20 protein-coding genes are annotated in these 24,687 nt (G+C 69.3%); 1 reads left to right on the top strand and 19 read right to left on the bottom strand.

Annotated features, from left to right (window positions below):
- Positions 1–16 precede the first annotated feature (16 nt).
- The 7 genes from ACOEQ2_RS08805 to ACOEQ2_RS08775 form a co-directional block, all read right to left on the bottom strand.
- Positions 17–676 carry a cytochrome c3 family protein gene (locus ACOEQ2_RS08805; protein ID WP_419730992.1) on the bottom strand — a complete coding sequence of 220 codons (660 nt, stop codon included), beginning with the start codon at positions 674–676 and terminating at the stop codon, positions 17–19.
- 189 nt (positions 677–865) lie between these two features.
- The gene (locus ACOEQ2_RS08800) at positions 866–1,858 is read right to left on the bottom strand and encodes a zinc-dependent alcohol dehydrogenase family protein (protein WP_419730991.1); all 993 of its coding nucleotides are present in this window, start codon (positions 1,856–1,858) and stop codon (positions 866–868) included.
- 446 nt (positions 1,859–2,304) lie between these two features.
- Positions 2,305–3,318 carry a DNA polymerase III subunit delta gene (holA, locus tag ACOEQ2_RS08795; RefSeq protein ID WP_419730990.1) on the bottom strand — a complete coding sequence of 338 codons (1,014 nt, stop codon included), beginning with the start codon at positions 3,316–3,318 and terminating at the stop codon, positions 2,305–2,307.
- 21 nt (positions 3,319–3,339) lie between these two features.
- Positions 3,340–3,993: an LPS assembly lipoprotein LptE gene (gene lptE / locus ACOEQ2_RS08790; protein ID WP_419730989.1), complete on the bottom strand. Its 654-nt coding sequence runs from the start codon at positions 3,991–3,993 to the stop codon at positions 3,340–3,342.
- Complete coding sequence (leuS, locus tag ACOEQ2_RS08785) at positions 3,990–6,614, bottom strand: leucine--tRNA ligase (RefSeq protein WP_419730988.1); 2,625 nt, start codon at positions 6,612–6,614, stop codon at positions 3,990–3,992. The genes lptE and leuS overlap by 4 nt, the downstream gene beginning before the upstream one ends.
- 28 nt (positions 6,615–6,642) lie before the next feature.
- The gene (locus ACOEQ2_RS08780) at positions 6,643–7,230 is read right to left on the bottom strand and encodes a DUF3576 domain-containing protein (RefSeq protein ID WP_419730987.1); all 588 of its coding nucleotides are present in this window, start codon (positions 7,228–7,230) and stop codon (positions 6,643–6,645) included.
- Positions 7,231–7,363: 133 nt separating this feature from the next.
- Positions 7,364–9,745 carry a BTAD domain-containing putative transcriptional regulator gene (locus tag ACOEQ2_RS08775; RefSeq protein ID WP_419730986.1) on the bottom strand — a complete coding sequence of 794 codons (2,382 nt, stop codon included), beginning with the start codon at positions 9,743–9,745 and terminating at the stop codon, positions 7,364–7,366.
- 286 nt (positions 9,746–10,031) lie between these two features.
- Here ACOEQ2_RS08775 and ACOEQ2_RS08770 point away from each other — a divergent pair, with 286 nt between their 5' ends.
- Positions 10,032–11,153, top strand: coding sequence for an alkene reductase (locus ACOEQ2_RS08770; protein WP_419730985.1), 1,122 nt, complete (start codon positions 10,032–10,034; stop codon positions 11,151–11,153).
- Between the two features lie 28 nt (positions 11,154–11,181).
- Here the strand turns inward: ACOEQ2_RS08770 and ACOEQ2_RS08765 are convergent, their stop codons facing one another.
- The 12 genes from ACOEQ2_RS08765 to ACOEQ2_RS08710 form a co-directional block, all read right to left on the bottom strand.
- Complete coding sequence (locus ACOEQ2_RS08765) at positions 11,182–11,586, bottom strand: hypothetical protein (RefSeq protein WP_419730984.1); 405 nt, start codon at positions 11,584–11,586, stop codon at positions 11,182–11,184.
- Between the two features lie 48 nt (positions 11,587–11,634).
- The gene (locus tag ACOEQ2_RS08760; RefSeq protein ID WP_419730983.1) at positions 11,635–12,936 is read right to left on the bottom strand and encodes a transglycosylase SLT domain-containing protein; all 1,302 of its coding nucleotides are present in this window, start codon (positions 12,934–12,936) and stop codon (positions 11,635–11,637) included.
- A gap of 131 nt (positions 12,937–13,067) precedes the next feature.
- Positions 13,068–14,414 (bottom strand): DUF429 domain-containing protein, encoded by a 1,347-nt coding sequence (locus tag ACOEQ2_RS08755; RefSeq protein WP_419730982.1) that lies wholly within the window; start codon positions 14,412–14,414, stop codon positions 13,068–13,070.
- A 1-nt stretch (position 14,415) separates the two neighbouring features.
- Entirely contained in the window at positions 14,416–14,847 is a 432-nt protein-coding gene (locus ACOEQ2_RS08750; protein ID WP_419730981.1) for a DUF1489 family protein, read from the bottom strand.
- Between the two features lie 25 nt (positions 14,848–14,872).
- Positions 14,873–15,586, bottom strand: coding sequence for an SDR family NAD(P)-dependent oxidoreductase (locus ACOEQ2_RS08745; protein WP_419730980.1), 714 nt, complete (start codon positions 15,584–15,586; stop codon positions 14,873–14,875).
- A 13-nt stretch (positions 15,587–15,599) separates the two neighbouring features.
- On the bottom strand, positions 15,600–16,703 hold the full coding sequence (locus tag ACOEQ2_RS08740; RefSeq protein ID WP_419730979.1) for a nucleoside hydrolase: 1,104 nt from the start codon (positions 16,701–16,703) through the stop codon (positions 15,600–15,602).
- A 9-nt stretch (positions 16,704–16,712) separates the two neighbouring features.
- The gene (hemW, locus tag ACOEQ2_RS08735) at positions 16,713–17,876 is read right to left on the bottom strand and encodes a radical SAM family heme chaperone HemW (protein ID WP_419730978.1); all 1,164 of its coding nucleotides are present in this window, start codon (positions 17,874–17,876) and stop codon (positions 16,713–16,715) included.
- Positions 17,877–17,899: 23 nt separating this feature from the next.
- Positions 17,900–19,873 (bottom strand): potassium transporter Kup, encoded by a 1,974-nt coding sequence (locus ACOEQ2_RS08730; RefSeq protein WP_419730977.1) that lies wholly within the window; start codon positions 19,871–19,873, stop codon positions 17,900–17,902.
- Between the two features lie 60 nt (positions 19,874–19,933).
- Entirely contained in the window at positions 19,934–20,710 is a 777-nt protein-coding gene (locus tag ACOEQ2_RS08725) for a YggS family pyridoxal phosphate-dependent enzyme (protein ID WP_419730976.1), read from the bottom strand.
- Positions 20,711–20,742: 32 nt separating this feature from the next.
- Positions 20,743–21,966, bottom strand: a complete 1,224-nt coding sequence (locus ACOEQ2_RS08720) for a hypothetical protein (RefSeq protein WP_419730975.1) — start codon at positions 21,964–21,966, stop codon at positions 20,743–20,745.
- Positions 21,967–22,202: 236 nt separating this feature from the next.
- Positions 22,203–23,510: a hypothetical protein gene (locus tag ACOEQ2_RS08715; RefSeq protein ID WP_419730974.1), complete on the bottom strand. Its 1,308-nt coding sequence runs from the start codon at positions 23,508–23,510 to the stop codon at positions 22,203–22,205.
- Positions 23,503–24,669 carry a hypothetical protein gene (locus ACOEQ2_RS08710; RefSeq protein ID WP_419730973.1) on the bottom strand — a complete coding sequence of 389 codons (1,167 nt, stop codon included), beginning with the start codon at positions 24,667–24,669 and terminating at the stop codon, positions 23,503–23,505. The genes ACOEQ2_RS08715 and ACOEQ2_RS08710 overlap by 8 nt, the downstream gene beginning before the upstream one ends.
- Positions 24,670–24,687 lie beyond the last annotated feature (18 nt).

Raw genomic sequence — 24,687 nt, 5'->3', positions numbered from 1 at the left:
GCTCCCCCGCGGCATGTCAGCGATGGCATATCGAGCAATCCGTGAGCTGTGCCGCCGGCCGGATATGGTTCTTCAGCACCAGCAGACGGCCGAGTTTCGCCTGGTCGAGCGGCGACGACCATTCCATGTTCCAGACCTGGTCGGGCGTGCGGATGAACTGCGCCGGGTTGCGATGGCAGTTCAGGCAGAACTGCATCGTGAAGGCGTTCGCCCGGTAGGTCAGCTGCATCGTATTCATCGCGCCATGGCAGCTCGAACAGCCGATGCCCTTGGTCACGTGAATCGAGTGGTTGAAATAGACGTAGTCCGGCAGTCGATTCACACGCACCCAGTGCAGCGGCCGATCGTTGGCAAGGCTCTCGCGCACCGGCGCCAGCATCGACGACCCGGTCCAGATCTGCGAGTGGCAGGTCATGCAGGTCCATGTCGGTGGAATACCTGCCGTCGCCGCCGTCTCGACCGACGTGTGGCAATAGCGGCAATCGAGCCCGAGCTCGGCCACATGGTGCTTGTGGCTGAACGGCACCGGCTGCGACGGGGCCACGCCGACACCGTACATGTAGCTCGAGCGCGACACGCCACCGGCGACCAACACGCCACCGACAACCAACACGGCGACGATGAGCAGCACCAGACGAAGAATCGCGTCGGCACCCGGTGCGAATAACTGCCGCACCGCTCAACCGTGGCGAACGGCTTGGAAAAACTCGCGCGATCGTGGAGTTGCGTGCGTCATGCGATTGCAAGGGGGCGTGCCGGTTTCAGGGCGCATCGTCGAAACCCTTCATCGTCCCAGCCAGATGATGAAGCTGGCACGCCGTGCCGGGCATGGCAAACCACATGCCCGGCACACTGTGCGATCCGGCTAGTCGACCAGGACCACGACTTTTCCGACCTGCTCGTTCGACTCGAGATAGCGATGCGCCTCGACGATCTGTTCGAACGGGAAGGTTTTCGCGATCTTCGGACGCAACGCGCCCGAGGCGAGACCAGCCAGGACGAAATCGCGCCCCCTGGCCAGCTTCGCATCGTCGGTGGTGTATTCGAACAGCACGTAACCGCGGATCGTCTGCTGGCGGCCGAGAACGTCGAACAGCGGCAGCGGCGTCGCCTCCTCGCTGAGCGCGCCGTACAGCAGGATGATGCCGCCACGCGCAGTGGCCTGTGTCAGCTTGGCCATGGTCGGGCCGCCGACCGGATCGAATACGACGCGCGCGCCCTTGCCGTCGGTCAGACGCATCACGTCCTGCACGAGATCCTGCTCGGCCGTGGCGATGACATGCGCCGCGCCGGCTTCGGTCAGGTCCGCCTTCTTTGCAGACGTCCGGGTCAGCGCGATCGGCGTTGCACCGACCTGGTTGGCGATCTGGATCGCGGCCAGTCCGACACTGCTCGAAGCAGCCGGGATCAGCACGAAGTCACCGCGCTTGAGGTTCGCGATGTCGATCAGCGCGCCCCATGCGGTCAGGTACTGCATCCAGGTCGCCGCCGCGGACGCCCAGTCCAGGGTTTCCGGATGCTTCACCACGGCGCGGGCCGGTGCCAGCACCAGGTCGCCATACATGCCGTAATGGGCGAAATGGAACGCCGGCACGACGCTGACCGCATCGCCAACCTGGAACTCGCGTACGTCCGGCCCGACCGCCTCGATCGTGCCGGCCGCCTCGTAGCCGAGCTTCGATGGAAACACCGGGTCCTCGAGATAGGCGCCGACGCGGAACATCGCTTCCGCCCGGTTGAGGCCGAGTGCCTTGACCTTGATCCGGACTTCGCCCGCGCCGGGGGCAGGCACGTCGACCTGCTCGATCTTGAGCACGTCCGGGCCGCCGGTCTCATGAAAACGCACACCACGAGCCATGTGGATCACTCCCTTGTCTGAACCGGTGGACAGACATCAGCCCGCCCCGGCCGCCAAGGGCCCAAACGACGTCGTGAGGATCACAGAATGGTGTCCGCGGCGGGATTCGAACCCACGGCCCCAGGATTCATCCCACTTCGACTTTCGCCGCCGCCGCCGGTGAGGGCGACGTTCGTGGTCTGGACTGTCCCTTCACCCTAGGCCGGAACCCTTAGGTGCCGCCCGTCCAGTCTCTACACCTTCCCACCCTTTGCGGGGCGGGCTTGGCTCGGGATCGGCACGACGCCAGAGCGCCACCAGCTTTCCCCGACTTTGAGCGGATCCATCGCGCGGTTTCCCATCGCGACGCCCAGTTGGTGACAAGGAATCCTGTGCTCTATCCGGCTGAGCTACGCGGACAACCGATCCGCTTATAGGCCGCCCTCACGACACCGGGCAACACGCGGCTAGCGGGATGCGCGCGCCTGGTTCGCAATCGCCGCCAGGTGGCGCTTGCACAGCACCAGGTCGGGGGCACCGGTCTGCTTGCAGGCCAGCTCCAGTGCCTGCGTCTGCTCGGCCGCGCGCAGCAGCCCGGCGGCACTCCACAGCGACACGCCTTGCGCGAACGCCTGCGCGCGCTTGAAGAACACCGGCGGACGCAGGCTGCGCATCGCCTCCTGCGCACCCTGGCCGGTCTCCTCCATTACGAGCCGGACATGGCGCAGCCGGTGCAGGTGGCCCAGCAGCGCGCGCGCCACCGCGATCGGGCTTGATCCCTCCGCCAGCGTGCGCTCGATCGCGAGGTCCGCACCGGCCCGGTCACCGGCGGTTGCGGCAAACGCGGCATCGTCCAGCGACGCGCCGGCCGCATCGCCGGTGCAGGCCATGGCGTCGTCCAGGCTGATGCGGCCGCCACCCTCGCCGGCATAAAGTGTCAGCTTCTCCACCTCGCCGCGGGTCGCCGCACGATCGGCCCCGAGCCGGGAACAGAGCCAGGCCAGCGCGTCCGGGTCGATGCGCACCTGCAATGCCGCCAGCATCTGCCCGACCTGCGCTTCCAGTGCGCGCCCTTCCTCGGGATAACAGGCGATCGACGCCCCATCCGGCATCGCCTCGACCTGCGCCCGCAGCTTCGAGCGGGACACCAGTCCGGGCCCCTCGAGCACCACCAGCGTGTCGCCCGGCCTGGCCAGCGCGCGTTTCAGTGGCGGTCCGAGTGCGTCGGTCGCCTCGCGAACCCACACAACGCGCCTGCCGCCGGTGAGGGACAACGCGCCGATCTCCTCCTCGAGCCGCTCGTGCGCGTCGCGCGACAGCGTCGCCAGCCGGAACGGATCATCCAGCGTGCCGGCCGCCGCACGCACCGCTTTGGCAGCGCGCTCGCGGATCAGGCCGCTATCCTCGCCATGCAACAGGATCGCCCGCAGCGTCCCCGGAGCCGCCAGCAGCCGGCCGGCCTGACGCGCATCGACCTTCATGATGCCACCTGACCGCGAGCGTTACGGAGTCGGGTTGCCGCGTCCGATCGCACTCGCCGGCAGCCCGTCCTCGCCCGGCGCCGTGCTGGGCGACTCGTTGGTGTCGCCGGGCACGTCGTGCGGCGTGAGGTATTGGCCGGTCGGCGCCTTCACAGGCGCGGACCCGACCGGCCGATGGTTGGTGAACCAGGTGGCGAGCTGCAGCGTGATGGCATCCGCCAGGTTGTTGGCGATGCGCTGCTGGGTGGTGTCGTTTGCCAGCGTGCTGGCGAAATACTGCTCGTCGATCTGGTTGTAGCCGTCGACCGTGCGAGCATCGCCCGTGGTCACCTGCACCGGCGCCGGCGACACCGAGGACAGCACCCAATGGGCCCGCCCGACGATCCGGTTGCGCTCGGAGGAGTTGTCGCCGTTGATGCCGACCGCTTCGCCCGATGACGAGAGGCTGACCAGCAGCGTGTAGCCCTGCGGTTCCGCCTCGCTGGTGCCGGCAAGCCGCTGCTGCAGAGCCAGGCGCAGCTCCTGGCCCGAGCGGTCCGGGATCGACTGCACGAAGATGTCCGGCAGCTTGGCGATCGCCGACTGGTCCGCCGCGCCGTACAGCGGATGGAAGCCGCAGGATGCGAGCGGCGCCAGCAGCAGCAGGCGCGCGGTGCGGGCGAGGTGGCGGATCATCCGGCGACCACGAAGTTGACGATGCGGTTGGGAACATGGATGCGCTTCACGATGCGGCGTCCCTCCAGCGATCGGGCGACGTTCGGCTCCGCCTCGGCGGCGGCGATCACCAGGTCCCCGGCCTCGTCCGGCAGCGCCTCGATGGTGCCGCGCAGCTTGCCCATGATCTGCACCGCGATGGTCACCCGGCGGGCGGCCAGCAGCAGCGGGTCCGCCTCCGGCCAGGCCCGGTCGACGGCAAGCAGGCCATCCGGCTCCAGCAGGGCGAGCAGCTCCTCGGCCAGATGCGGCATCATCGGCGCGACCAGAAGGCAGAGCGTGACCGCGGCTTCCCGGCGCGCCCAGTCGATGTCGGCGGCAGGGGCCTGGTGGGCGGCATCGGCCAGTGCCGAGGCGAGCTCGTGCAGGCGGGCCACGCCGACATTGAAGGTGAAGGCCTCGAGCGCGTCGGTGACCGCGGCGATGGTGCGGTGTGTGGAGCGACGCAGCGTGTCGGCCGCCTCGCCGAACGCCTGGGGCATGTCCGCCGCGGCGGTGGTGGCAGCGACCCCACCCACGATCCGGAACAGCCGCTGGGTGAAGCGCGAGGCACCTGCGACGCCGGCCTCGGTCCATTCCATGTCGCGCTCGGGCGGGCTGTCGGAGAGCACGAACCAGCGCGCGGTGTCGGCGCCGAAGCGCTCCATGATCGCCTCCGGCGACACCGTGTTGCGCTTGGATTTCGACATCTTCTGGACGCGGCCGATCTGCACCGCCTCGCCGGTATCGCGGCGGGTCGCACCGCTGCTGCTGCGCTCGACGTCGTCCGGATACAGCCAGGTGCCGTCCGTCGCCTGGTAGCTTTCGTGGTTCACCATGCCCTGGGTGAACAGCCGGGCGAACGGCTCGTCCAGCCCGAGATGGCCGGTGGCGTGCATCGCCCGGGTGAAGAAGCGCGCGTACAGCAGGTGCAGGATCGCGTGCTCGACGCCGCCGATATACTGGTCGACCGGCAGCCAGCCATCCGCCGCCGCGCGCACTGTCGGGGTGTCGGCGCGGGGTGCGGTGAAGCGGGCGAAATACCACGAGCTGTCGACGAAGGTGTCGCAGGTGTCGGTCTCGCGCACGGCCGGGCTGCCGCAACGGGGGCAGTCGACGTGCTTCCAGGTCGGGTGGTGATCCAGCGCGTTGCCGGGGAGCGAGAAATCCGGATCGTCGGGCAGGCGCACCGGCAGCTGGTCGTCCGGCACCGGCACCGCACCGCAGGCCTCGCAATGGATGATCGGGATCGGGCAGCCCCAGTAGCGCTGGCGCGAGATGCCCCAGTCGCGCAGCCGCCAGTTCACCACGCCCTCGCCGGCACCCAGGCCTTCCAGCCGCTCGATCGCCGCACGGCGGCCGGCATCGGTCGAGAGCCCGTCCAGGAAGCCGGAATTGATCAGCGTCGCCGGGCCGTCATAGGCGATGCGGTCGATCCGGAACGCGGCCTCTTCCTCGCCCGGTGGCAGCACCACCACCGGCACCGGCAGGCGATACTTGACGGCGAAATCCAGGTCACGCTGATCGCCGCAGGGGCAGCCGAAGATCGCACCGGTGCCGTATTCCATCAGCACGAAGTTGGCGATCCACACCGGGAAGGTGACGTCGGGCATGAACGGATGCGCCACCCGCAGCCCGGTATCGTAGCCGCGCTTCTCGGCCGTCTCGATCGCGACCTCGCTGGTGCCGAGGCTGCGGCATTCGGCGATGAATGCAGCCGCCGCGGGATCGCTCGCCGCCACGTGCGCCGCCAGCGGATGCTCCGGAGCGACAGCCAGGAACGACATCCCGAACAGCGTGTCCGGCCGTGTGGTGTAGACCTCGAGCCCGTCGATGTCGGGGTCCAGATCGGCCGGCGGATGGGCCAGCGGGAACCGCACGCGGGCACCTTCGCTGCGGCCGATCCAGTTCGCCTGCATCAGCCGGACCCGCTCCGGCCACTCATCGAGCCCGTCGAGCGATGCCAGCAGCTCCGGCGCGTAGGCGGTGATGCGCAGGAACCACTGGCTGAGCCGCTTCTTCTCGACCACCGCGCCGGATCGCCAGCCGCGTCCGTCCACGACCTGCTCGTTGGCCAGCACGGTCTGGTCGACCGGGTCCCAGTTCACGAGCGCCGAGCGGCGTTCGACCAGGCCGGCCGCCATCATGTCCAGGAACAGCTTCTGCTGGTGGCCGTAATAATCCGGCAGGCAGGTGGCGAACTCGCGGTCCCAGTTCAGCGACAGGCCGAGCCGCTTCAGCGTGCCGCGCATGGTCTCGATGTTGGCCAGCGTCCACTCGGCCGGGTTGCTGCCACGCTCGCGGGCGGCATTCTCCGCCGGCAACCCGAACGCGTCCCAGCCCATCGGGTGCAGCACCGCATGGCCGCGCGCCCGCTTGTACCGCGCGATGACGTCGCCCAGCGTGTAGTTGCGGACGTGGCCCATATGCAGCTGGCCGCTGGGATAGGGGAACATCTCCAGCACGTAGTATTTCGGCCGGTCGGGCGGGGGCACGTCCGGCACGTCGAAGCACCCGGCCTCGTCCCACACGCGCTGCCAGCGCTGCTCGGCGGCGCGGAAATCGTAGCGCGCCGCTGCGTCGCTCGAGCCGGTGTCGCTCATGGCGTCCGCCCTGTCTCAGGCGTTCCGTTCAGCCGGCGCCGCTATCGGTGCGCAGCTGACGGGCGCGTGCCAGGATCTTGCTGGTGATGTCGGCCGCGGTATTCGAGGCCACCGGCGCGTCGACCCACTGCCCGTCCTGCAGCACCTGGCGGAAGATCGACACCTTGATCGCGTCCGAGCGCAGCGCCTTGCCGAGGATGTAGGCGTTCGCCTTGAAACGCTCGCCGGTGGTGGTCGGCGGGCTGTACCAGTCGGTGATGATGATGCCGCCCTCGGGCTCGGCGGAGGCGAACGGCATGAAGGACAGCGTGTCGATGGCGCCGCGCCACAGATAGGCATTCACCCCCACCGCAGTCTGGTCGCCGGCGGTCGAGCTGCGATCCTCGCCCATCAGGTGGTTGGCCTGTGTCGGCGTGGCCAGGGCGGTGGTGTCTCCGGAGATCGGCTTGCTGTGGTCGCTCGAGCCGTTGCCACACGCGGCCAGCCCGACGAGGCAGACCGCCATCCCCGCCCACCCGAAGGCGCGGGCGCCGAGGCCGGCCCTTGCGTTGCCGCTGGCGGACGTGGTGAAGGCCCCGGTTGTCACGACGGCGGCAGCGATTGGACGCAGAATCATGGTGCCTCTGTGGCCTGGATGAGCCCCGCCGGTTGCGCGGGCGATCTGAACGCCGACGCTCCGAGCCCGGGGCAACCTTCGGGAAAGCCCGGAGAACGACCTCCGGGAGGCCGTCGGGACCGGTTGCAGGTCGTTATCTATCCTGCTCGTCCCGTCGCGCCAAGCGTCCGCCCGCGTCGCTCGGCATCTGCTTCTGCGCCGCCGCCCGCTCCCCCGGCAGCGTGGCGGTCGATCCAGCGATCGTGGGTGCAGCCAGGATGTCGGCATCCTGCTTCGAGGGGGGCGGCGGGCCGCTCGGAGCCGGCTCGTCCTCGAGCGGGAGGCCGGCCCGCCTGAGCCCATCCGCCAGGCATTGCCGGTCCTCTGCGCGTCGCAGCCCGGACTCCTGCACCAGCCGGAGCGTGCCGCCATCCGGCAGCATCGTCTGCAGCCGCACCGTGATGCGTTCCGCCTCGGCCGCCCGGCCGAGATGACCCAATGCCGAGAGGTAAGGCACCAGGTTCGGCACGAAGCCCGGTCGCAGCTCCGACAGCACGCCGCCCATCCGGACGGCCTCGTCGAAGCTGCCCTGCAGCAGCGCGATCATGATGCCCGGCTGGTCCAGCAGCACCTCCAGCGGATGCGTCGGGAACAACATCTTGTAGTGCTGGAAATGGCGGGCGGCCTCCTCGATGCGGCCGAGGCGCACCAGCGGGAACGCCGCCGCTGCCCAGCCGGCGGCGTCGAACGGATAATCGGCCATGGCGCGCTCGATCAGCACCATCGCGCTGTCCGGCTCGTCATGCAGCTCGCTGCGGAGCAGCCCGCTCAGGGTCAGCGCTCCGGGAGAGGCGGAGGATCCGCGCTCCAGCGCCTGGCCGAGTGCCGCCGACGCCTCGGCCGCCGCCTGCTTCGGATCGCCCCAGCGCTGCATGCTGCGCAGCATGCAAGCCAGGCCCAGCATCATGTGCGGCAGCGGATGACCCGGATCGAGCGCCGATGCCTCCTGCAGCAGCGCGCAGGCGCGCTCGTTCTGGAGGCGGTCGATGCGCAGGATCAGGGTGACCGCGCGCATCACCAGCCCGTAGGCATTGAGCTCTGCAGTCGGCCGGTGCGACAGCCGCCGCCCCTCGACCAGGATGATCTCCCAGGGCAGCCGCGCCATCACCTGCGCGGTGATGGTCTCCTGCAGCGTCAGCACGTCGTCCTCGGCGGCGTCGAAACGCTGCGCCCAGACCAGCTGCCCGTGCTGGCGGATGTCGGTCATGCGCAGGATCGCGCGGATCCGGTTCTGGGTGCGTTGCAGGGTGCCGTCCAGCACGTAGTCGAGGCCGAAACTCTGCCTGAGCACGGCGTCGTCGCGCCCCTGCGACAGGCTCCCCGACAGCTCGCTGCCGGAGAGCAGCTTGACCCCGCCATAATGGATCAGGCCGGCGCCAATATCCTCCGCCAGGCCCTGCGCAAGCGCCGGCGCCAGGCCTGGCGCCAGGTTCGGTGAGGTTCCCGGTGTCAGCTTGGGCGGCTGCGGGGCCTGGGTTCCCTGGGCGCCGGCGTGCTCGAACCGTCCGGAGGTAGCCGGGCCGTTCAGGTCGAGCATCGGCAGCACGGTGATGAAGGGCAGTCCGTGATGGATGTCGTGCCGAAGCTGGTTCACCGCATCCGGATGCCTGAGCATCCGCTCGGGAGCCGCATCGAGGCCAGGCGGGAAGGCTGCGGGTGCGTCGTGCTGCTCGGTCGCGGACGCTTCCGCAGCATCCGCCGAAGCACCCGCGCCGGTCCTGCCGGACCCGTCCTGCGAACCCGGATCGGCCTCGACCCGGCCGACCGCCTCTGGGCCGCCGCGCAGCATCTCCGACAGCAGGCGACGGGTGTCGGGGCCGGGCTCGACGGCATTGCGGGCGGCAAACGCGGCCGCGCAACGCTCGGCACTCTGGAACGCCAGCCCGGTCTCGCCGAGCGCCAGTTGCCCGCGGATCTGGGCCCGCCAGGCGGCCTCGTGCAACGGGTCGAGCAGCAGCAGCTGACGGGCCGCGGCCAGCGTGCCCATGGTATCGCGCTGGCGCCGGAGCATGGTCTCGAACAGCCCGATCGCATGCTCGCGCAGGCGGTTGCGCTCCTGGTCGAGCCAGGCGTCGAACGCCGGATCGGTGCCGGTCAGCTCGTCGAGCAGGATGCCGTCGATCGGCGGCAGGCTCTCGGCCTGGTTGGCGTTGGCGTTGCGGATGCGCTCGGCATCGACCGAGGTCAGCGCCGGCTTCAGCGCCAGGGTGTGGCGTTCGACCGTGATGATCTCGACGCCGACCGGCGACAGGGCCTCCAGCAGCCGATGGATCTCCTGGCGCAACGACGCCCGCGCCTGCTCCTCCGACCGCCGGCTCCAGAGCAGCTCGGCCAGCTTCGAGCGCAGCACCGGTCGTCGTCCGGACAGCGCCAGGATCGCCAGCAATCCGCGGGTCTTGCGGCCAAGGGGCAGGACGCTCTCATTATTGAGCGTCAATGCCTGCATCCGGCCGATCAGCTGCAGTCGCAGCAGCACGGCATCCGGTTTTGGTAGGCCGGGCCTCAGGGGTTCCAACGATTTCCTCCCGGCGCCGCGTGTAGCCTCTTCAAGGATGACGGCACTTCATCACCATTACGGCATTACTGCAAAGAACCCTAGCGGCGTAGTCGGCGGCACCCAGCTTTGCCCCGGGCGGCCCCGCCCGCCGCGTCGGTACGACGGCGCCGGTCCGCGAGATGATGTGGAGCGCAGCCGACCTGCAGCGGCGGACCAGCCGCTGCATTTATCGTTTCGATTATTTCTTTTCGTGTTTGGAGACCTGATGTCCGTAAACCCTGACAGCCCGCTGTTTCAGCCGTTCCAGATCGGCGCGTTGGCCCTGCGCAACCGGATCGTCATGGCGCCGCTGACCAGGAGCCGTTCCAGCGACGAGGGCGTGCCCCCGGACTTTGCCGCCGCCTACTATGCCCAGCGCGCAACCGCCGGCCTGATCGTCTCGGAGGCGACCAACATATCCGCCCAGGCGCGCGGCTACGCGATGACGCCGGGCATCTGGGCCGAGGCGCAAATCGCAAGCTGGCAGCGGGTGACCCGGGCGGTGCATGCGCGCGGCGGGCTGAACGTGCTGCAGCTCTGGCACACCGGCCGCATCTCGCATCCGAGCCTGCAGCCGGGCGGGGCGCTGCCGGTGGCGCCCTCCGCGATCAAGCCGATCGGCCAGGCCTTCACCAAGGAGGGCATGCAGGACCACGTGACCCCACGCGCGCTCTCGACCGGCGAGGTCGAGCAGATCGTCGAGGATTACCGCCATGCCGCGACCTGCGCGAAGGAGGCCGGCTTCGATGGCGTCGAGATCCACTCGGCGAACAACTACCTGCTGGAGCAGTTCCTGCGCGACAGCACGAACCAGCGCACCGACCGCTACGGCGGCTCGCTGGAGAACCGGCTGCGCTTCCCGCTCGAGGTGGCGCGCATCGTCACCGAGGTCTGGGGCGGCGGCGACCGGGTCGGCATCCGCATCTCGCCGGCCACCGAAAACCCCGGCAAGACCCCGCTGACCTCCGACGTGATGGCCACCTACGGCACCTACCTGGACGAACTCTCGACGCTCAAGCTGGCGTACGTGCATGTGATCGAGGGCGAGACCCAGCAGACCCGTGACCATCCGGCAGACGTGGACTTCCTGGCGCTGCGCAAGCGTTTCTCCGGCGCCTACATCGGCAACAACGACTACACGACCGAGTTGGCCGAAAAGGCCCTCGCCGAGGGTCGCGCCGACGCATTCAGTTTCGGCCGCGACTTCATTGCCAATCCGGACCTGGTCGAGCGCCTGCGCACCGGCGGACCGATTGCAGAGGCCCCCAAGCAGTACTGGTACGGCGGCGATACGGTCGGCTACTCCGACTGGCCGGCGATGGACGGCCAGATCCGCATCGCCGTCTGACCACCCGCCGCCGAACGCAGCGTCGCGGTCAGAACTTCCGCGGCGCCTCGTTCAGCTTCATGTCGCGCATGTCGCTGCCGGTGACGCCCTCCTCGAGATCGTCGTCGGCGAGGGTGTCCATGGCGACGCTGCGATCACCGCCATGCTCGGCGATCTCGCGCTCGCGTGCCCCGGCAGTCCGGTCGACGTGATAGACCTGATGGATGCCGGCCTCGCGGGCCAGCGTCTGCGCTTGCGCCTGCGCCGTATCCCAGTCGAGCGGCTCGCCCGTCTCGGTCAGCAGGCGGCTGGTCTCCTCCGACTGGTTCTTGTGGATGACGATCAGCTCGATCATCGGGCGGATCGGGTCCTCCTCCTCGAACCGGCGCATCAGCACGATGGCGGGGCCGTCGGGCAGGGGATCATGCGGCTGCAGCGTCGTGATCTCGGTCATGGCGTGTCTCCTCCGGGTGTGGAGCCAACGACTGCCGGGCGGCGCGGTTCAGCCGCCGGGCGTGACCACCATGCAGGGGATGTTCTGCGACCGGAGCGCGTCGCACGCACTCCCTGCATCGCCGCGGGCGAGGCCGGCCAGGCGTGCACGATACAGCACCGCATGCCCGAACGGGGTGGTCTGCTGCACGACGCTCTGGCTGCCGGCGAGACGGGTGAAATCAGCCTGGCGCGCCATCGTGGTGGCAAACCGCGCCTGCTCGACCGAATTGAATGCGCCGACCTGAATTGCCCAGCTGCCATACGCCGAAGGTGCGGCCGGCGGCTCCGGCACCCGCGCGGCAATCCGCATGACCATCGGCGCCGGGGCGGCATATCGGATGGCGGGCTGGATCGGTCGCGGCGTGCAGGGCGCGTCATAGGCGGCATCCGGATCACGCACGCACCCGGCTGACGCCCGGGGCTGGGCGGAGGGTGGCGGCAGTCGCGAGTAGGCCATCGCCGATTGCACCGGAACGTAGGCGGCAACCTGGACCGGCGCCTCGACGGGCGGCGGCGCCTGGCAGGGAGCGTCCGGATCGTATGCCGCATCCGGATCGTGCCAGCAGGCAGTCTGCCTGCCACGCCGCCGGTGTCCGTAGGCCTGATTGGACGGCACCCGATAGGCAGCGAGTTGGACCGGCGGCTCGGTCGAGTAGGAGCCCGCCCCGGTGGCATACGATGCCAGCGGGCCGCTCATGGCGATCTCGGTGCCGAGGTTGGGCCCGATCGAGGCGACGTAATTGATGGTCTCGTTCGGCAGCGAGCGCCCGTTCGAGAGGTAGTCGTCCAGCCGCTGCGGGCCCGCGTTGTAGGCCGCGAGGAAGGCCGGCGCGCCGTATTTCTGGTACATCTGATGGATGTACGCGGTGCCCGCCATGATGTTGTCGTGCGGCTCGTACGGGTCGCTGCCGAGGTTGTACTGCGATTGCAGGTCGGCATAGGTCGCCGGCATCAGCTGCATCAGCCCCATGGCACCGGCGCCGGAGGTGATCGGCTGGCCATGCAGATACTCGTGGCCGCCGGATTCCTGGTGGATCACCGCGCGGATCCATTGCTGGGGCACGCTGAACCGGCTGGAGGCATCCCGGATGTACGGCCGCCACGGATCCTCGGGCGGCCCGGGCTCGGGGTAGATCGTGCTGCCCGGAGAATAATGCCCGGTCCGAGCGTATTGCCCGCCGCCGCCGCCGCCGCACGCCGCAAGCACGCACAGCAGCGGCAGCAGCCAGAGCGTGCCTGGAACTCTCCCCTTCGCGCCGATGGTCCGGCGACGGGAGGGCGGAGCGTCCTGCTGGGGCGAGGCGACCATGGTGCCCGCATGGTGAACGAGGCGGCGGCTGCATATCAACCGGAGCGTGTGGTCCGGCACCCGAATCCCAGCCGGAGGATGCCGATCTGCCACAGGGGTGCCAGCAGTTTCAGCGCGCTGGCGGCCGACGCTCAGGGGTCGGGCCAGGACCAGGCGTGGCAGCGCGCGCGTTCCTGCTCGAACAGCTCCTGTTGTCGTTCGATGGTCGGGTTCATCTCACCGATCAGCGGGTAGAAGCCCCGGCCGGGCCGGCGGGTCTCGCTGTTGACCACCAGGCACATCAGGCTCGGCTCTCCCAGCGCCTTGTTCTGCAGACACAACCGGGCCAGTGCCGCGGTCAGGGACGAGCTGAAGGCCCGGCTCCATTGCTGCATGAAGTGACTGGCGACGCTGCCATAGCTGACGATCTCGCCTGTCCTGGCCAGGCCGACCAGAAGCTGCCGCAGCCGGACGTCATCGACGCGAAAGCCGTTCATCTCTCGATCTCCCTCGGGGGAAGGCGTGGCGACCTCGTCCATCGGCACCCCGAGGCGGGCGGCAGTCTCCTCCGCAAGCGCCCCGGCGGCTCCGCTCACGCTGTCCTCGGAGACGATGTCGCCGCTTGCCGCGCCGGTGGCAGACGGTGCGTGTTTCCGATGCAGGTTCGGGCCGGGCGTCCAGACCGTGTCCACCGGCACCCCGTTTCGGGCGGCGGAATGCGCAAGGATCGCCCGGGTCTCGGCAGTGACCGGTGTCGCGATGTAGCCGTGGGCGTCGTCGCCGATCACCATGCCGGCCGCCGGCGAATCTTGTCGCCAGTACCGGCAAATTAGCAGGCAGAGGGCGGCATCCAGACGGTCCTGGTCGGCCTTCTTGGGCACCGCGATCGGATGGTGCGCCCGCGCCCAGGCAGCCAGCGCCGGCAGTCCGAGGCGGTCGGCCTGGGTGGCGAGGCCGTCACAGACGATCTGCCAGTCGGTGAGCAGGAAGGTCTTGCGCTGCACCGGATTGTACTTCGCCGCCCGCTTGCGCTCCCAGATCGCCGGCACCAGCGAGGGCAGGGCGAGTGCCGGGAACACCTCCATCGCGAAACGGCCGCTGGTCGCGTTGCGCGCCGCCGCCGGGTTCTGCACCACGTCGATCGCCGCCAGGAAACCCCAGATCGGCGCGTCGTCGCCGAACATCGAGGCGCCACCGCCGCCCCGCCTCGCCGGCTGGACGCCGCCCTTCAGCCTGTTGACGATGCTGGCGGCCACGCGCTCCACCGGTCTGCAGCCCGCGAGATTGGGCACGATGGTCGGCTGGTCGATCGCCACCAGCAGCACGTCCGCCGTGGCGCCGAGCTCCAGCACAAGCTTGAGTGCGTCCGCGAAGCTCGCCAGCCTGGGCGCCACGAATTCGGCAGGCTGCCCATCCTCGATCACGACGGCGGCGATGGCGCCCGGGTTGCGCAGGTTGTCGGTCCAGGCGGAGTCGAAGCCGATCAGGATCTCGCGCATGCTACAGCAGGCACAACGCCAGCAGCTCCCGGCGCAGCTTGAGCGGCAGTTCGTCGCCCGACGCCGGGTTGCCGGTGAGATCGGCCGGTGCATCGGCCTCCGTCAGGTAGCGCCAGCCCTGGAAGGCCCGCACGGTGCGCGGCACGACTGCAACGATCGGGCGCTCCAGCACCACGCCGGTGCAGGGAGTGCCGTCGTCGCGCTGGTCCTGCACGATGTCGCGGATGACCTGGCGGCACAGCAGCATTCGGGCCGTCACCCAGTAGATCGAGCCGCCCGCCAGCACCTCCTCGGCGCGCCGCGGAAAGCTGCGGGTGCGGAAGAACGGCTTGCCGTCATGCGCCCCGGTCTCCCGCGATCGCATCGCCTGGCGACCCGCCAGCTCATCCGGCGTAGCGACACCCACCGCCAGCTTGATCAGGTGAACGGCCATTGGGCAGCCCTGTCCGAAGCGGCCGCTACCAGGGCAGTTCCTTGTTGGCGTAGGTCACGAAGAACACGCCCGGGGTGCCGCGTCGCGCCTCCAGCATCCCGGTGACGCCGCTGGTGCTGGTTTCCACGTCGAGATTGGCGCCGGGCCCGCCCATGTCGGTACGCACCCAGCCCGGGTCCACCGCGAGGAAGGTCCGCCGGCTGTCCTTCCGCCGGGCCGCGACCGAGCGCAGCAACGTGTCGAGGGCCGCCTTGCTGGCGCGGTAGGTCTCGTAGCCGCCGGTCTCGTTCATCGCCACGCTGCCGAGCGAGGACGACATCACCGCGATCGTCCCGGGCGATGGCACCAGCCCCTCGAGGCGCTCGACGACGCGCATCGGGCTCAGCGTGTTGGTGCGCAGGATATGGAAGAATTGCTCGTCCGAGACACTGCCGATGGTCTGCGACGGGTCGTGTGCCACGCCGGCATTCACGAACAGCAGGTCGAGCCGGGTGCTGCCGAGCCGGTCCGCGAGCGCCTCGAGCTGCGCCGGCTCGTTCATGTCCAGCGTCTCGATCACCAGGCTGTCGCCGGCCTCGGCGGAGAGCGCGTGCAACGCGTCGGAGGGCTTGCGGACGGTGGCGATCACCTTCCAGCCACGCGCCAGGTGCTGCTGCACCAGGCCGAGCCCAAGGCCACGTGAGGCGCCGACGAAGAGCGCGGTGCGTCCGACGCCGATAGTGCGGTTGCTGTCACTCATGCGGGGCGGTTCCTCAATGATGCGGACCGGCTGCAGGGCCGGCCCGGGTGGATTGCGCGTCCCGGACAAACCCGTCGAGGAACCGGCTGGTGTCGATCGCCTGCACGATGGTGACGCGGCGCATGCCCCGATCCTTCGGCGCCAAGGCCTCGGGCCAGACGTGGGCGTGGCCGTAATCCATGCCGTCGGTCAGGTCGACATCCATGTAGGCATCGACCGATCGGGTGACCAGGGCGGGATTCACGGCAACGGCGGTCGCCATCTCGTCCCACAGCGGCAACGATGCGAAATATCGCTCGAGGTACTCCGTGACGGGCGTCCGGACCGCAGCGATGCGGTCCATCAGCGCGGGCGTCATCATCACGCTGCCGGAGACGTTGCCGAGCGAGACGATCCTGGGCCAATCGGCGGTGAGCACGATATGCGCCGCCTCCGGATCGAACAGGATGTTGAAATCGGACGCGAAATTGGCGTTGCCGGTCACCGCCGCCATGTTGGTGTCGATCAGCCCGCCCATGAAAACGAGCTGCTTGGCGGTGGCAGTAAACGTCGGATCGAGCCGGATCGCGAGGGCCAGGTTGGTCATCGGGCCGGCCTCGACGATCGTCACCTGATGCGGATGCAGGTGCACCTGGCGGATCAGGAACAGCGCGGCCGGCTCGGCAATGGCGTGGGTGCGCGGCGCGCCTGCCGGCAGCGGGCCGATCGGCGGCTCGGTCGCGGGCGCGGCGTCGATGGAACCGGTGCCGCCCCAGGCGCCCTTCCAGGGGATCGTCCCGAAGCGGCGCTCCCACTCGCGCATGCGGGCAACCGTGTTCACCAGCGGATATACGGCACCTTCGGCCACCGGCACGTCGGTGCGCCCGGCGATCTCGAGGAAGCGGAGGATGTTGGCGGCCTCGGCATTCTCCCAGCCATCGCCCGTCACGACCGTCAGGCCGAGCAGGGTGACCGCAGGGTTCGCCAGCAGCGGCAGCGTCGACTGGATGTCGGAGCCGCCCGGGCCGAGGAAATCGTTATCCTCGATGACGTAGAACGGCGCTTCGGCACGCGCTGCCTGTCCGGTCAGCAGGAGCAAGGCGAGGACGCATGCGAGCCTCTGGATCGCCAGCCGCATCCGGGCCGCCTACCGCACCAGCGCGCCGAGCAGCGCCTCCAGCCGCAGGCGTCCGGCCGAGGTGGCGATCAGGGAACCACCATCCCAGCGCAGGTAGTCCTCCTCGATCGCCGCCTCGAGGATCGCCGGCTCGACCGCATCCTGGAGTGCGGTGCCGGTACGGGCGGCGAACCGTGCCGCGTCGATGCCCTCCGACAGCCTGAGGCCCATCAGCAGCATCTCGCGAGCAGGCTCTGGCGCTACCAGCCGGGTCTCGTCGGTGAGGCCATGCCCCAGCCGCTCGACCCGATCTGCCCACGGCTCGGGCGCACGATGCCGGCGGGTCGCGTAGATTGCCGGACCGTCCTGGTCGGCGTCCGGAAGCGTGATGCGACCATGCGCGCCCGGTCCGATCCCGGCGTAGTCGCTGTAGCGCCAGTACGCCAGGTTGTGCCGGCTCTCGGATCCCGGCCTGGCGTAGTTCGAGACCTCGTAGGCCAGCAGCCCATGCCGCGCGGCGACGTCGGCGGTCTCCTCGTAGAGTGCCGCGCCAAGCTCCTGGTCGGGCATCGCGATCAGGCCCTGGCGGTGAAGCGCCTCGAACTTCGTGCCTGGCTCGATGGTGAGTTGGTAGAGCGAGAGATGGTCAGAGGCGAGCGTCAGGGCCTGGTCGAGCTCGGCGCGCCAGGCAGCAACGGATTGGCCAGGTCGGGCATAGATCAGGTCGAACGAGATCCGCGGAAAGATCGCCCGTGCGATTTCCAGCGCCGCCACCGCCTGAGGCGCGGAATGTTCGCGGCCCAGCATGTGCAGCGCGTCGGCGTCCAGGCTCTGCACCCCCAGCGACACGCGGTTCACGCCGGCGTCGCGGAACCCCCGCAACCGACCGAGCTCGACGCTGGTCGGGTTGGCCTCCAGGGTGATCTCGAGGTCCGGCATCGGCGGGAACAGACGGCAGGCGTCGTCGATCAGGGCGGCGACGGTGGCCGGCTCCATCAGGCTCGGAGTGCCGCCGCCGAAAAAGATCGACGCCAAAGGCCGTGGCCCCAGCCGGGCGGCCTCGGTGGCGAGCTCGGTGCGGAGCGCGCGCGCGAACCGGGCCTGCGGAATCTCGTCCCGGACATGGCTGTTGAAATCGCAATAAGGGCATTTGGCCAGACAGAACGGCCAGTGCACGTAGAGGGCGAGACCCATCGACGACAGATGGCCCCCCTTGCTCAGATAGCAACGCGGACGCCGAGCTCCACCACGCGGTCGGACGGAATGCGGAAGAATTCGATCGCCGGCACCGCGTTGCGTGCCATCACCAGGAACAGCGACATGCGCCACAACGGCATCTTCGGGATCGCCGCGCGCACCAGCACCTCGCGATTGACGAAATAGGAGGCCTGCATCGGGTCGAACGCCACGCCGTGCACGCGCAGCTCTTCCAGCGCGCGAGGCAGGTTCGGGCTCTCCATGAAGCCGTAGCGGAGCGTCACCCGGTGGATGCCCGGCGCCATCTCCTCGACCATCATGCGGCCGCCGACATCGGCTTCCGGCTGGTCCAGGTTCTGCGCCGTGACGAACAGGATGCGCTCGTGCAGCACCTTGTTATGCTTCAGGTTGTGCAGCAGCGAGGCCGGCACGAAGTCGGCATTGGCGGTCAGGAAGATCGCGATCCCCGGCACGCGCAGGGTGCGGGATTGCGGCAGCCGGGCCAGGAACGAGGCGAGCGGCAGGCTGTCCTGCTTCCAGCGCTGCAGGATCAGCCCGCGGCCGGTCTTCCAGGTGGTCATCAGGGTGGCGAGCACGGTGCCGAGCAGCAGCGGCACCCAGCCACCCTGCGGGATCTTCAGCGCGTTGGCGGCAAAGAACACGGCGTCCATCAGGAAGAACCCGCCGAACGTGCCGAGGGCCGCAAACCGCGACCAGTGATACACGCGGCGGAACACCACGGCGGCCAGCACGCAGGTGCACATGAAGGTGCCGGTCACCGCGATGCCATACGCCGAGGCAAGCGCGCTTGACGAGCGGAACGCCAGGACCAGCAGCAGCACGCCGACCAGCAGCGCCCAGTTCACCTGCGGCACGTAGATCTGGCCTTCCTCGTCGGCGTTGGTGTGCAGCACACGCATGCGGGGGAAGTAGCCGAGCTGCACCATCTGCCGGGCCATCGAGTAGGCGCCGGTGATCATCGCCTGGCTGGCGATCACGGTCGCCATGGTCGCCAGGATCACCATCGGCAGCCGGATCCAGGACGGGCACAGCAGGAAGAACGGGTTCACCATGGCGTCCGGGTGCTCGATGATGAGCGCGCCCTGGCCGAGGTAGTTGAGCGCCAACGCCGGCAGCACCAGGGCGAGCCAGGCCGCCCGGATCGGCTTGCGCCCGAAATGGCCCATGTCGGCGTAGAGCGCTTCCGCCCCGGTCACCGCCAGCACCACCGCCCCGAGGGCGACGAACGCCATCCAGCCGTGATTCCAGATGAAGATCGCCGCGTGGTGGGGCAGCAACGCCTCCAGTACGAAGGGGTAACGCGCGACCTCGATCCCGCCGAAAATGCCGATGCTGATGAACCAGAGCAGCATGATCGGACCGAACACGCGTCCGACGCCGCCGGAGCCGCGCCACTGCACGCTGAACAGCACCACGATCACCACGACGGAGATCGGCAGCACGACCTCGGCGGCGCTGGGCAGGCTGACCTCGAGGCCCTCGACCGCGGACAGCACCGAAATGGCGGGCGTGATGGTGCCGTCGCCAAAGAACAGGCAAGCGCCGATGACGCCGACGAAGCCGAGGATCTGCCGCAGACGCTGGCCGGTCGCGACCCGCTGCGCCAGCGCCATCAACGCCAGGATGCCACCCTCGCCGTTGTTGTCGGCGCGCATGATCAGCATCACGTACTTGACGGTGACGACCAGGATCAGCGCCCAGAAGATCAGGCTCTCGATGCCGAGCACCTCCCAGCGCGAGACGGCGTGGGCGTTCGGGCTGACGATCTCGAGCGTGGATTTCAGCGCGTAGAGCGGGCTGGTGCCGATGTCGCCATAGACGACGCCGAGCACCGCCAGCAGCGAGGCCACGGTGACACCACGGTTGCGGACCAGGCCGTGGCCACTGCCAGGTGCCGGCTCCGTCGACTGGCTCTGGTCGCCAGCAAACCGGCTGGACGGGGTTGCGCCAGAGACCCCGGCGACATCACTCATCCAGCCATGCTCCGGAGGATGGGCGCGTTCGATCAGGCGCCCGATGCAGCCCCATACGACCTAGTCCGAGGCGGATGCAAGCAAAGTCCCGGCATCGGGGGCGACCGGTGCCGGCCTGCCGCCGAAGATTGCCGTGCCGATCCGCACCGAGGTAGCCCCGCAGGCGATCGCCTGTTCGAAATCACCGGACATGCCCATCGAGATCCCGGCCAGGCCGTGCGCTGCCGCCATCGCCGCCAGCCGGTGGAAGAATGGCTGCGGGTCGACGTCCGCGGGCGGGATCGCCATCAGGCCGGTCAGGACGCTGCCGAACCGTTGCCGGCACGTCTCGATGAACCGGTCGGCATCCTCGAGGGCGATCCCGGCTTTCTGTGGCTCGCTGCCGATATTCACCTGGACCAGGAGGTCGGGCAGGCGGCCGGCCTTCTGCGCAGCCTGGTCGATCGCATCGGCCAGGCGCGGACGGTCGAGCGTCTCGATCACATCCGCCAGCCGGACCGCCTCGAGCGCCTTGTTGGTCTGCAACGGACCGATCAGGTGCAGCACCGGGCCAGGCGCACCCGCTTCCATGCGTGCGGCACGCAGCTGCGGGAACTTGGCCTGGGCTTCCTGCACACGGTTCTCGCCGAACACGATCTGCCCGGCGCCGACGGCTGCAGCGATGGCGCTGGCGGGATGCGTCTTGGATACCGCAACCAGGGTCACCTCGGCGGGATCGCGTCCTGCCTCCGATGCGGCGGTCTCGATCCTCCGGCGGATCCGTTGCAATGCTGCACCGATCCGGTCATCGGGCAGTTGCAGGTCACCTGTGTCGGCGTCCGCGTCGGGTGGAGTCATCGAACGCAAGGTCCCCTGCCACGGCGTCATGGTCAAGGCCAGGCGGTCTCGATCTCCAGTGTGATTTCGCGCATCCGGATGCGCTCGTTGCGCGTCACCATCTGGCCGAGCTCGTCGGACCATGGTTGTTGCCCGGCCTCCCCCGGCATCTGGCGGCCCGCCCCCGGCTTGCCCGGCGGCGACCATCCCTCGCCGGCACCGGTCGCGCCTGCGAGCGTCGCGATCTCTGGAATCAGGGAGCGCCTGGCCCGTGGGGTCCGGGCGTCGAACCACACGAGGCAGATCCGATCCCAGCCATCGAACACGCTCTCCAGGCCATCGAGCCAGGCCGGCACGCCATGGGCGACCCCGTCACGCCAGGCCTCGAGCGCCGGCCTCGGGTCGATCAGCAGCGCGTCGATCTCCGGAAGCAGGTCCCGGGCGAGGCGGATGCAGCGGTCGGTGGCGACGATGATCCGGCCCAGCGTCATGCTGTCCGGGCCGCTGCGGGAGAACTGCTCCTCCGCAAGAGAGAGCCGGAGTTGCTGGACAAGTGCGAGCAGCTTGCCCCACCGGCCGGTGGCGAGGGAGGGGCGGAACTCCAACCGATCAGCAGCTGAAGTATCGTGCGGACTGCCTGCGGCCGCGCTTCCACCGGGTGTGGTTCGACCAGGCCCGGCAACCACCGAAGCAAGCTGCACCGAGAGCTGCTCGATGGCGTCAGCCAGTTGCGGTCCGTGCCAGCCCAGGCGAGCGGCCAGCCTGTTGAAACCGGTGGCGGTCAGGCAGCTCGCTTCGTCCTCCGCCCGCTGGAAGCCGGCGAGGCGGATCAGGGTGCGCAGGAAATGCGCCCGCAGGCGCAACGATGCCTTGGTCAGCGCCTCGAGCGACAGCTGCGCCGCCTCGCCGGCTGCATGTCCGGCATGGCCTGCGAGGGCGACTTCACAGGCAGCCTGCCTGACGTCGGCGGGGCCGATCGCATCCCGACCCGAGAGCCGCCCGACGAGCAGCGTGTCGTGCAGTGTCGGATCCGCGAAGCCACTGACGACGCCCCAGGCTGCCACGTACACGCCGCGGCCGCCGGAGGGGTTCGGCAGGATGAACTCGAGCTCACCCCGGTTGGACCTGACCCGGACGCCGCATAGCGTCGGCGCGATGAACGGAAGATGGACGCCCAGATCGACCCCGTGATCGGCGCGTCGCTGCGGCATTGCGCCGATGCTCCAGGCCGTCCGGCTGACGACCGGCGGCGCATCGGCGAGCCGGGGCGTGGACATGCCGTGGCCCGGGATCCCGAGCGCTGCAACTCGTCCGCGGAAGGCGGCCCCACCCGAAGACCGTTCCATTGCGAGCATCGACTGGAAAGCTGCCAAAGCATGTCACCTGGTGCCGATGGTTCAGGCCGGTGCGGGAAGGCGTTGCTGCCGTGTCGTCTGCCGGTCATTCGATCCCGCACGATTGCACAGGTGAGATGAACGAAACGTGAAGACGCTTCGTGATCACGATGTCGGACCTAGGCCAGGCGGAACAACTGGATGGTCTTCTCAGCCCCGACCAGCAATTCCGTCAGCCGCATCCGGTCGGCGTCGGTCAGGGAAGCATCGGCGGCGGCATAGCGGGATGCAGCCTCCAGCAGCAGGCGGTCATACTGATCGCCATCGCCCAGTTTCGCGGCCGCGAGCGAGAACCGCCGCAGCGCGCGAGCCTCCGATTCGAGCACGCCGACTTCAGCCGGCGTGCATAACGGCGCCGCCACAGGGCCCGAAGGTTCCGGCACAGGCAGATCTGTACCCCACTTTCGTGAGCCCGGCAGTCGCGCGGCGAGTGTCTGCTCGAACACCAGCCGGTTTGCCTTCGACAGGGCCTGACGTAGCGCTGCGACGTGGCGCTGCTCGCCGGGCGGACGATGCTGCAGCCGTCCGAACGCCTCGACCCGGCCGATCAACCCGAGCCTGACATCGAGCCCATGCGGGTCGAGCAGGTCCGCCGGCGTCGGCGGCTCGTCGATCAGCGTCTGCATCCGATCGAGCGTTCCGGCCACTGCGGCATCCAGCCCAGCATGCAGCGACGTCGCGAACCGGTTTCCGCGGGCGAGGGTGGTGGCAGCTGCTGCCACGCGGTCGGGTGCCGAGGCGTCCATCAGCAGCGCGAGCATGATGCCCCATCCGAGGGGGCCGGTGCGGGCTGCGTCGCTGAGCAGCGCGGTCAGTAAATGTTCGTAGAGCGGGTCCGTCGGCGCAGGCAACGTCCGGAGCTCGACCGCCCGCCCGAGGATCAGGCGGATGACCGCGATCAGCTGCCTGGCCATGGCGGCGGTCAGGCCGTGCTGGGACTGCCATGCCGGAGTGGACCAGCTTTCGGGCAGCACCAGGTCAGACAGAAGCTGGGCGGAAGCAGCCCAGAGCGGTGCGCCGACCCGTGTCACCGCAGCCCGGTCGGGCTCGCCCAGGCGAAGCGAAGCAGCGGGAGACGATGCGAAAACGGTCCTGTCGAGGTTCTCCAGGATCAACGCCGATAACGGCCGGATGATCGAGCGCGGGACCGCCAATTCGCCCGGCTTCCAGCGACCGGCCGCGACCAGCACGGGATCGAATGGCACGAACAGCAACCGGCTGGTGGTCATCGCGCGGACCGGACGGAGCCGGGACAGGCGATCGCGTACCGGTGCCAGCAGCAGGTCTGCCTGACCCCGCTCGGGAAGCAGGTCGATCATGCGGGTGATCTGCAGCAGCTTCGGGTTGTCTGCCCGCAGCAATTCCTCGGAAAGGGTGCGCAGTGTCGTATCTCGGCCGCCGTCGCGCTTCGTGGTCGCGTCAGGCATCGACATCATCCAGTGCCAGTTCGTCGGCCCGGACACGTTCGTTGCGCTCGACCAGCACGGATGGCGGGTCCGCGAGCGCCGTGGTCGCACTGGCTTGATCCGGCGAGGCTGCAGGTCCGGCGGGTCTTGCTGACCCCGGCGGTCCAGGCGGCTGTGGGGCTCCGGGCGCCGCCGGCTTCGCACATGCCGGGAGGCCGGCGATCGAGGCCAGCCGGCTGAGTTCCCCGATCATTCCGACACGCGCGGAGAGCGTCGGAGCGTCCAGCCAGAGCAGGCAGATCCGATCCCATCCATCGAGGGCCGCCTCGAGGGCAGACATCGGGGCAAGTGCGGCAGCCGGGTTCTTGCGCCAGCGGTCGACCAGGGCCGCCGGATCCGAGCATGCCGCGGTCGCCGCAGCGAGGAGCAGGTCGCCCTGTGCGAGGCACTGCTCGAGGCGGCCGAGGATTCGGGCAACACCGGCCAGGGGCTGCATCGTCAGGTGCGATTGTTCCTCGAGCAGCGCGTCGTGCAAGCGTCGGAGCAAGGCGAGCAGCTTGTGCACACGGCCCGGGCCGGTCTTGCCGGCGGTTCCGGGCGCGATCGGCACGAAGGCCGTCGAGAGTTGTTCCAGCGCGCTCGACAGCAGTGCTGGCTCCCATCCCAGCGAGTGCGCCAAAGCCGCGAACCCGTCGGCCACCTGGCTGGGAACGACGCCGGTCGCCTCGTTCAGGACGATCGGGTGGTCGAGCGCGGAGACCTCGCCGCGGCGGACCATCGCCATCAGGAAACTCGCCCAGAGCCGGAGCGCCTCGGCGTCGATCGCTGCTCTGGACGTGGCGCCGGCAGCGGCGGCGGCCCGGCCGGCATAGCCCTCGCATGCCACCGCCCGCGCTGCGGCTCGCACCGAGCTCGGCGTCAGGAGGGGCAGCCCGGCCAGACGCTGGGACAGCAGCGTGTCGTGCAGCGTCGGGCTGGCGAAATCGCTCACCATGCTCCAGAGCGCCACGTAGGCGCCGCGGCCACCCGACAGGTTGGGCAGGATGTAGTCGACCGTGCGGTCCCGCAGCCGCCCACGCGCGCCACCCAGCAGTGGCGCGGTGAAGGGGAGGTGTACCCCGGGGGCCGGCGGCGGTGCCTGTTTGGCTGCGGGCCAGGTCTGGGTCGTCGTACTGCTCAACCCGATGCTCCCACGGTT

The sequence above is a fragment of the Lichenicola sp. genome (assembly GCF_965198575.1).
In the GTDB taxonomy this organism is placed as follows: domain Bacteria; phylum Pseudomonadota; class Alphaproteobacteria; order Acetobacterales; family Acetobacteraceae; genus Lichenicola.
The sequence above is the reverse complement of the archived record's forward strand: the minus strand, read 5'-3'. Positions and strand labels throughout refer to the sequence as shown.

Excerpts from the sequence above, each read along its gene's own strand:
- ACOEQ2_RS08800 (WP_419730991.1), bottom strand. The coding sequence starts at position 1,858 with ATGGCTCGTGGTGTGCGTTTTCATGAGACCGGCGGCCCGGACGTGCTC.
- holA (WP_419730990.1), bottom strand. The coding sequence starts at position 3,318 with ATGAAGGTCGATGCGCGTCAGGCCGGCCGGCTGCTGGCGGCTCCGGGG.
- lptE (WP_419730989.1), bottom strand. The coding sequence starts at position 3,993 with ATGATCCGCCACCTCGCCCGCACCGCGCGCCTGCTGCTGCTGGCGCCG.
- leuS (WP_419730988.1), bottom strand. The coding sequence starts at position 6,614 with ATGAGCGACACCGGCTCGAGCGACGCAGCGGCGCGCTACGATTTCCGC.
- ACOEQ2_RS08780 (WP_419730987.1), bottom strand. The coding sequence starts at position 7,230 with ATGATTCTGCGTCCAATCGCTGCCGCCGTCGTGACAACCGGGGCCTTC.
- ACOEQ2_RS08770 (WP_419730985.1), top strand. The coding sequence starts at position 10,032 with ATGTCCGTAAACCCTGACAGCCCGCTGTTTCAGCCGTTCCAGATCGGC.
- ACOEQ2_RS08765 (WP_419730984.1), bottom strand. The coding sequence starts at position 11,586 with ATGACCGAGATCACGACGCTGCAGCCGCATGATCCCCTGCCCGACGGC.
- ACOEQ2_RS08760 (WP_419730983.1), bottom strand. The coding sequence starts at position 12,936 with ATGGTCGCCTCGCCCCAGCAGGACGCTCCGCCCTCCCGTCGCCGGACC.
- ACOEQ2_RS08755 (WP_419730982.1), bottom strand. The coding sequence starts at position 14,414 with ATGCGCGAGATCCTGATCGGCTTCGACTCCGCCTGGACCGACAACCTG.
- ACOEQ2_RS08750 (WP_419730981.1), bottom strand. The coding sequence starts at position 14,847 with ATGGCCGTTCACCTGATCAAGCTGGCGGTGGGTGTCGCTACGCCGGAT.
- ACOEQ2_RS08745 (WP_419730980.1), bottom strand. The coding sequence starts at position 15,586 with ATGAGTGACAGCAACCGCACTATCGGCGTCGGACGCACCGCGCTCTTC.
- ACOEQ2_RS08740 (WP_419730979.1), bottom strand. The coding sequence starts at position 16,703 with ATGCGGCTGGCGATCCAGAGGCTCGCATGCGTCCTCGCCTTGCTCCTG.
- hemW (WP_419730978.1), bottom strand. The coding sequence starts at position 17,876 with ATGGGTCTCGCCCTCTACGTGCACTGGCCGTTCTGTCTGGCCAAATGC.
- ACOEQ2_RS08730 (WP_419730977.1), bottom strand. The coding sequence starts at position 19,873 with ATGAGTGATGTCGCCGGGGTCTCTGGCGCAACCCCGTCCAGCCGGTTT.
- ACOEQ2_RS08725 (WP_419730976.1), bottom strand. The coding sequence starts at position 20,710 with ATGACTCCACCCGACGCGGACGCCGACACAGGTGACCTGCAACTGCCC.
- ACOEQ2_RS08720 (WP_419730975.1), bottom strand. The coding sequence starts at position 21,966 with ATGTCCACGCCCCGGCTCGCCGATGCGCCGCCGGTCGTCAGCCGGACG.
- ACOEQ2_RS08715 (WP_419730974.1), bottom strand. The coding sequence starts at position 23,510 with ATGCCTGACGCGACCACGAAGCGCGACGGCGGCCGAGATACGACACTG.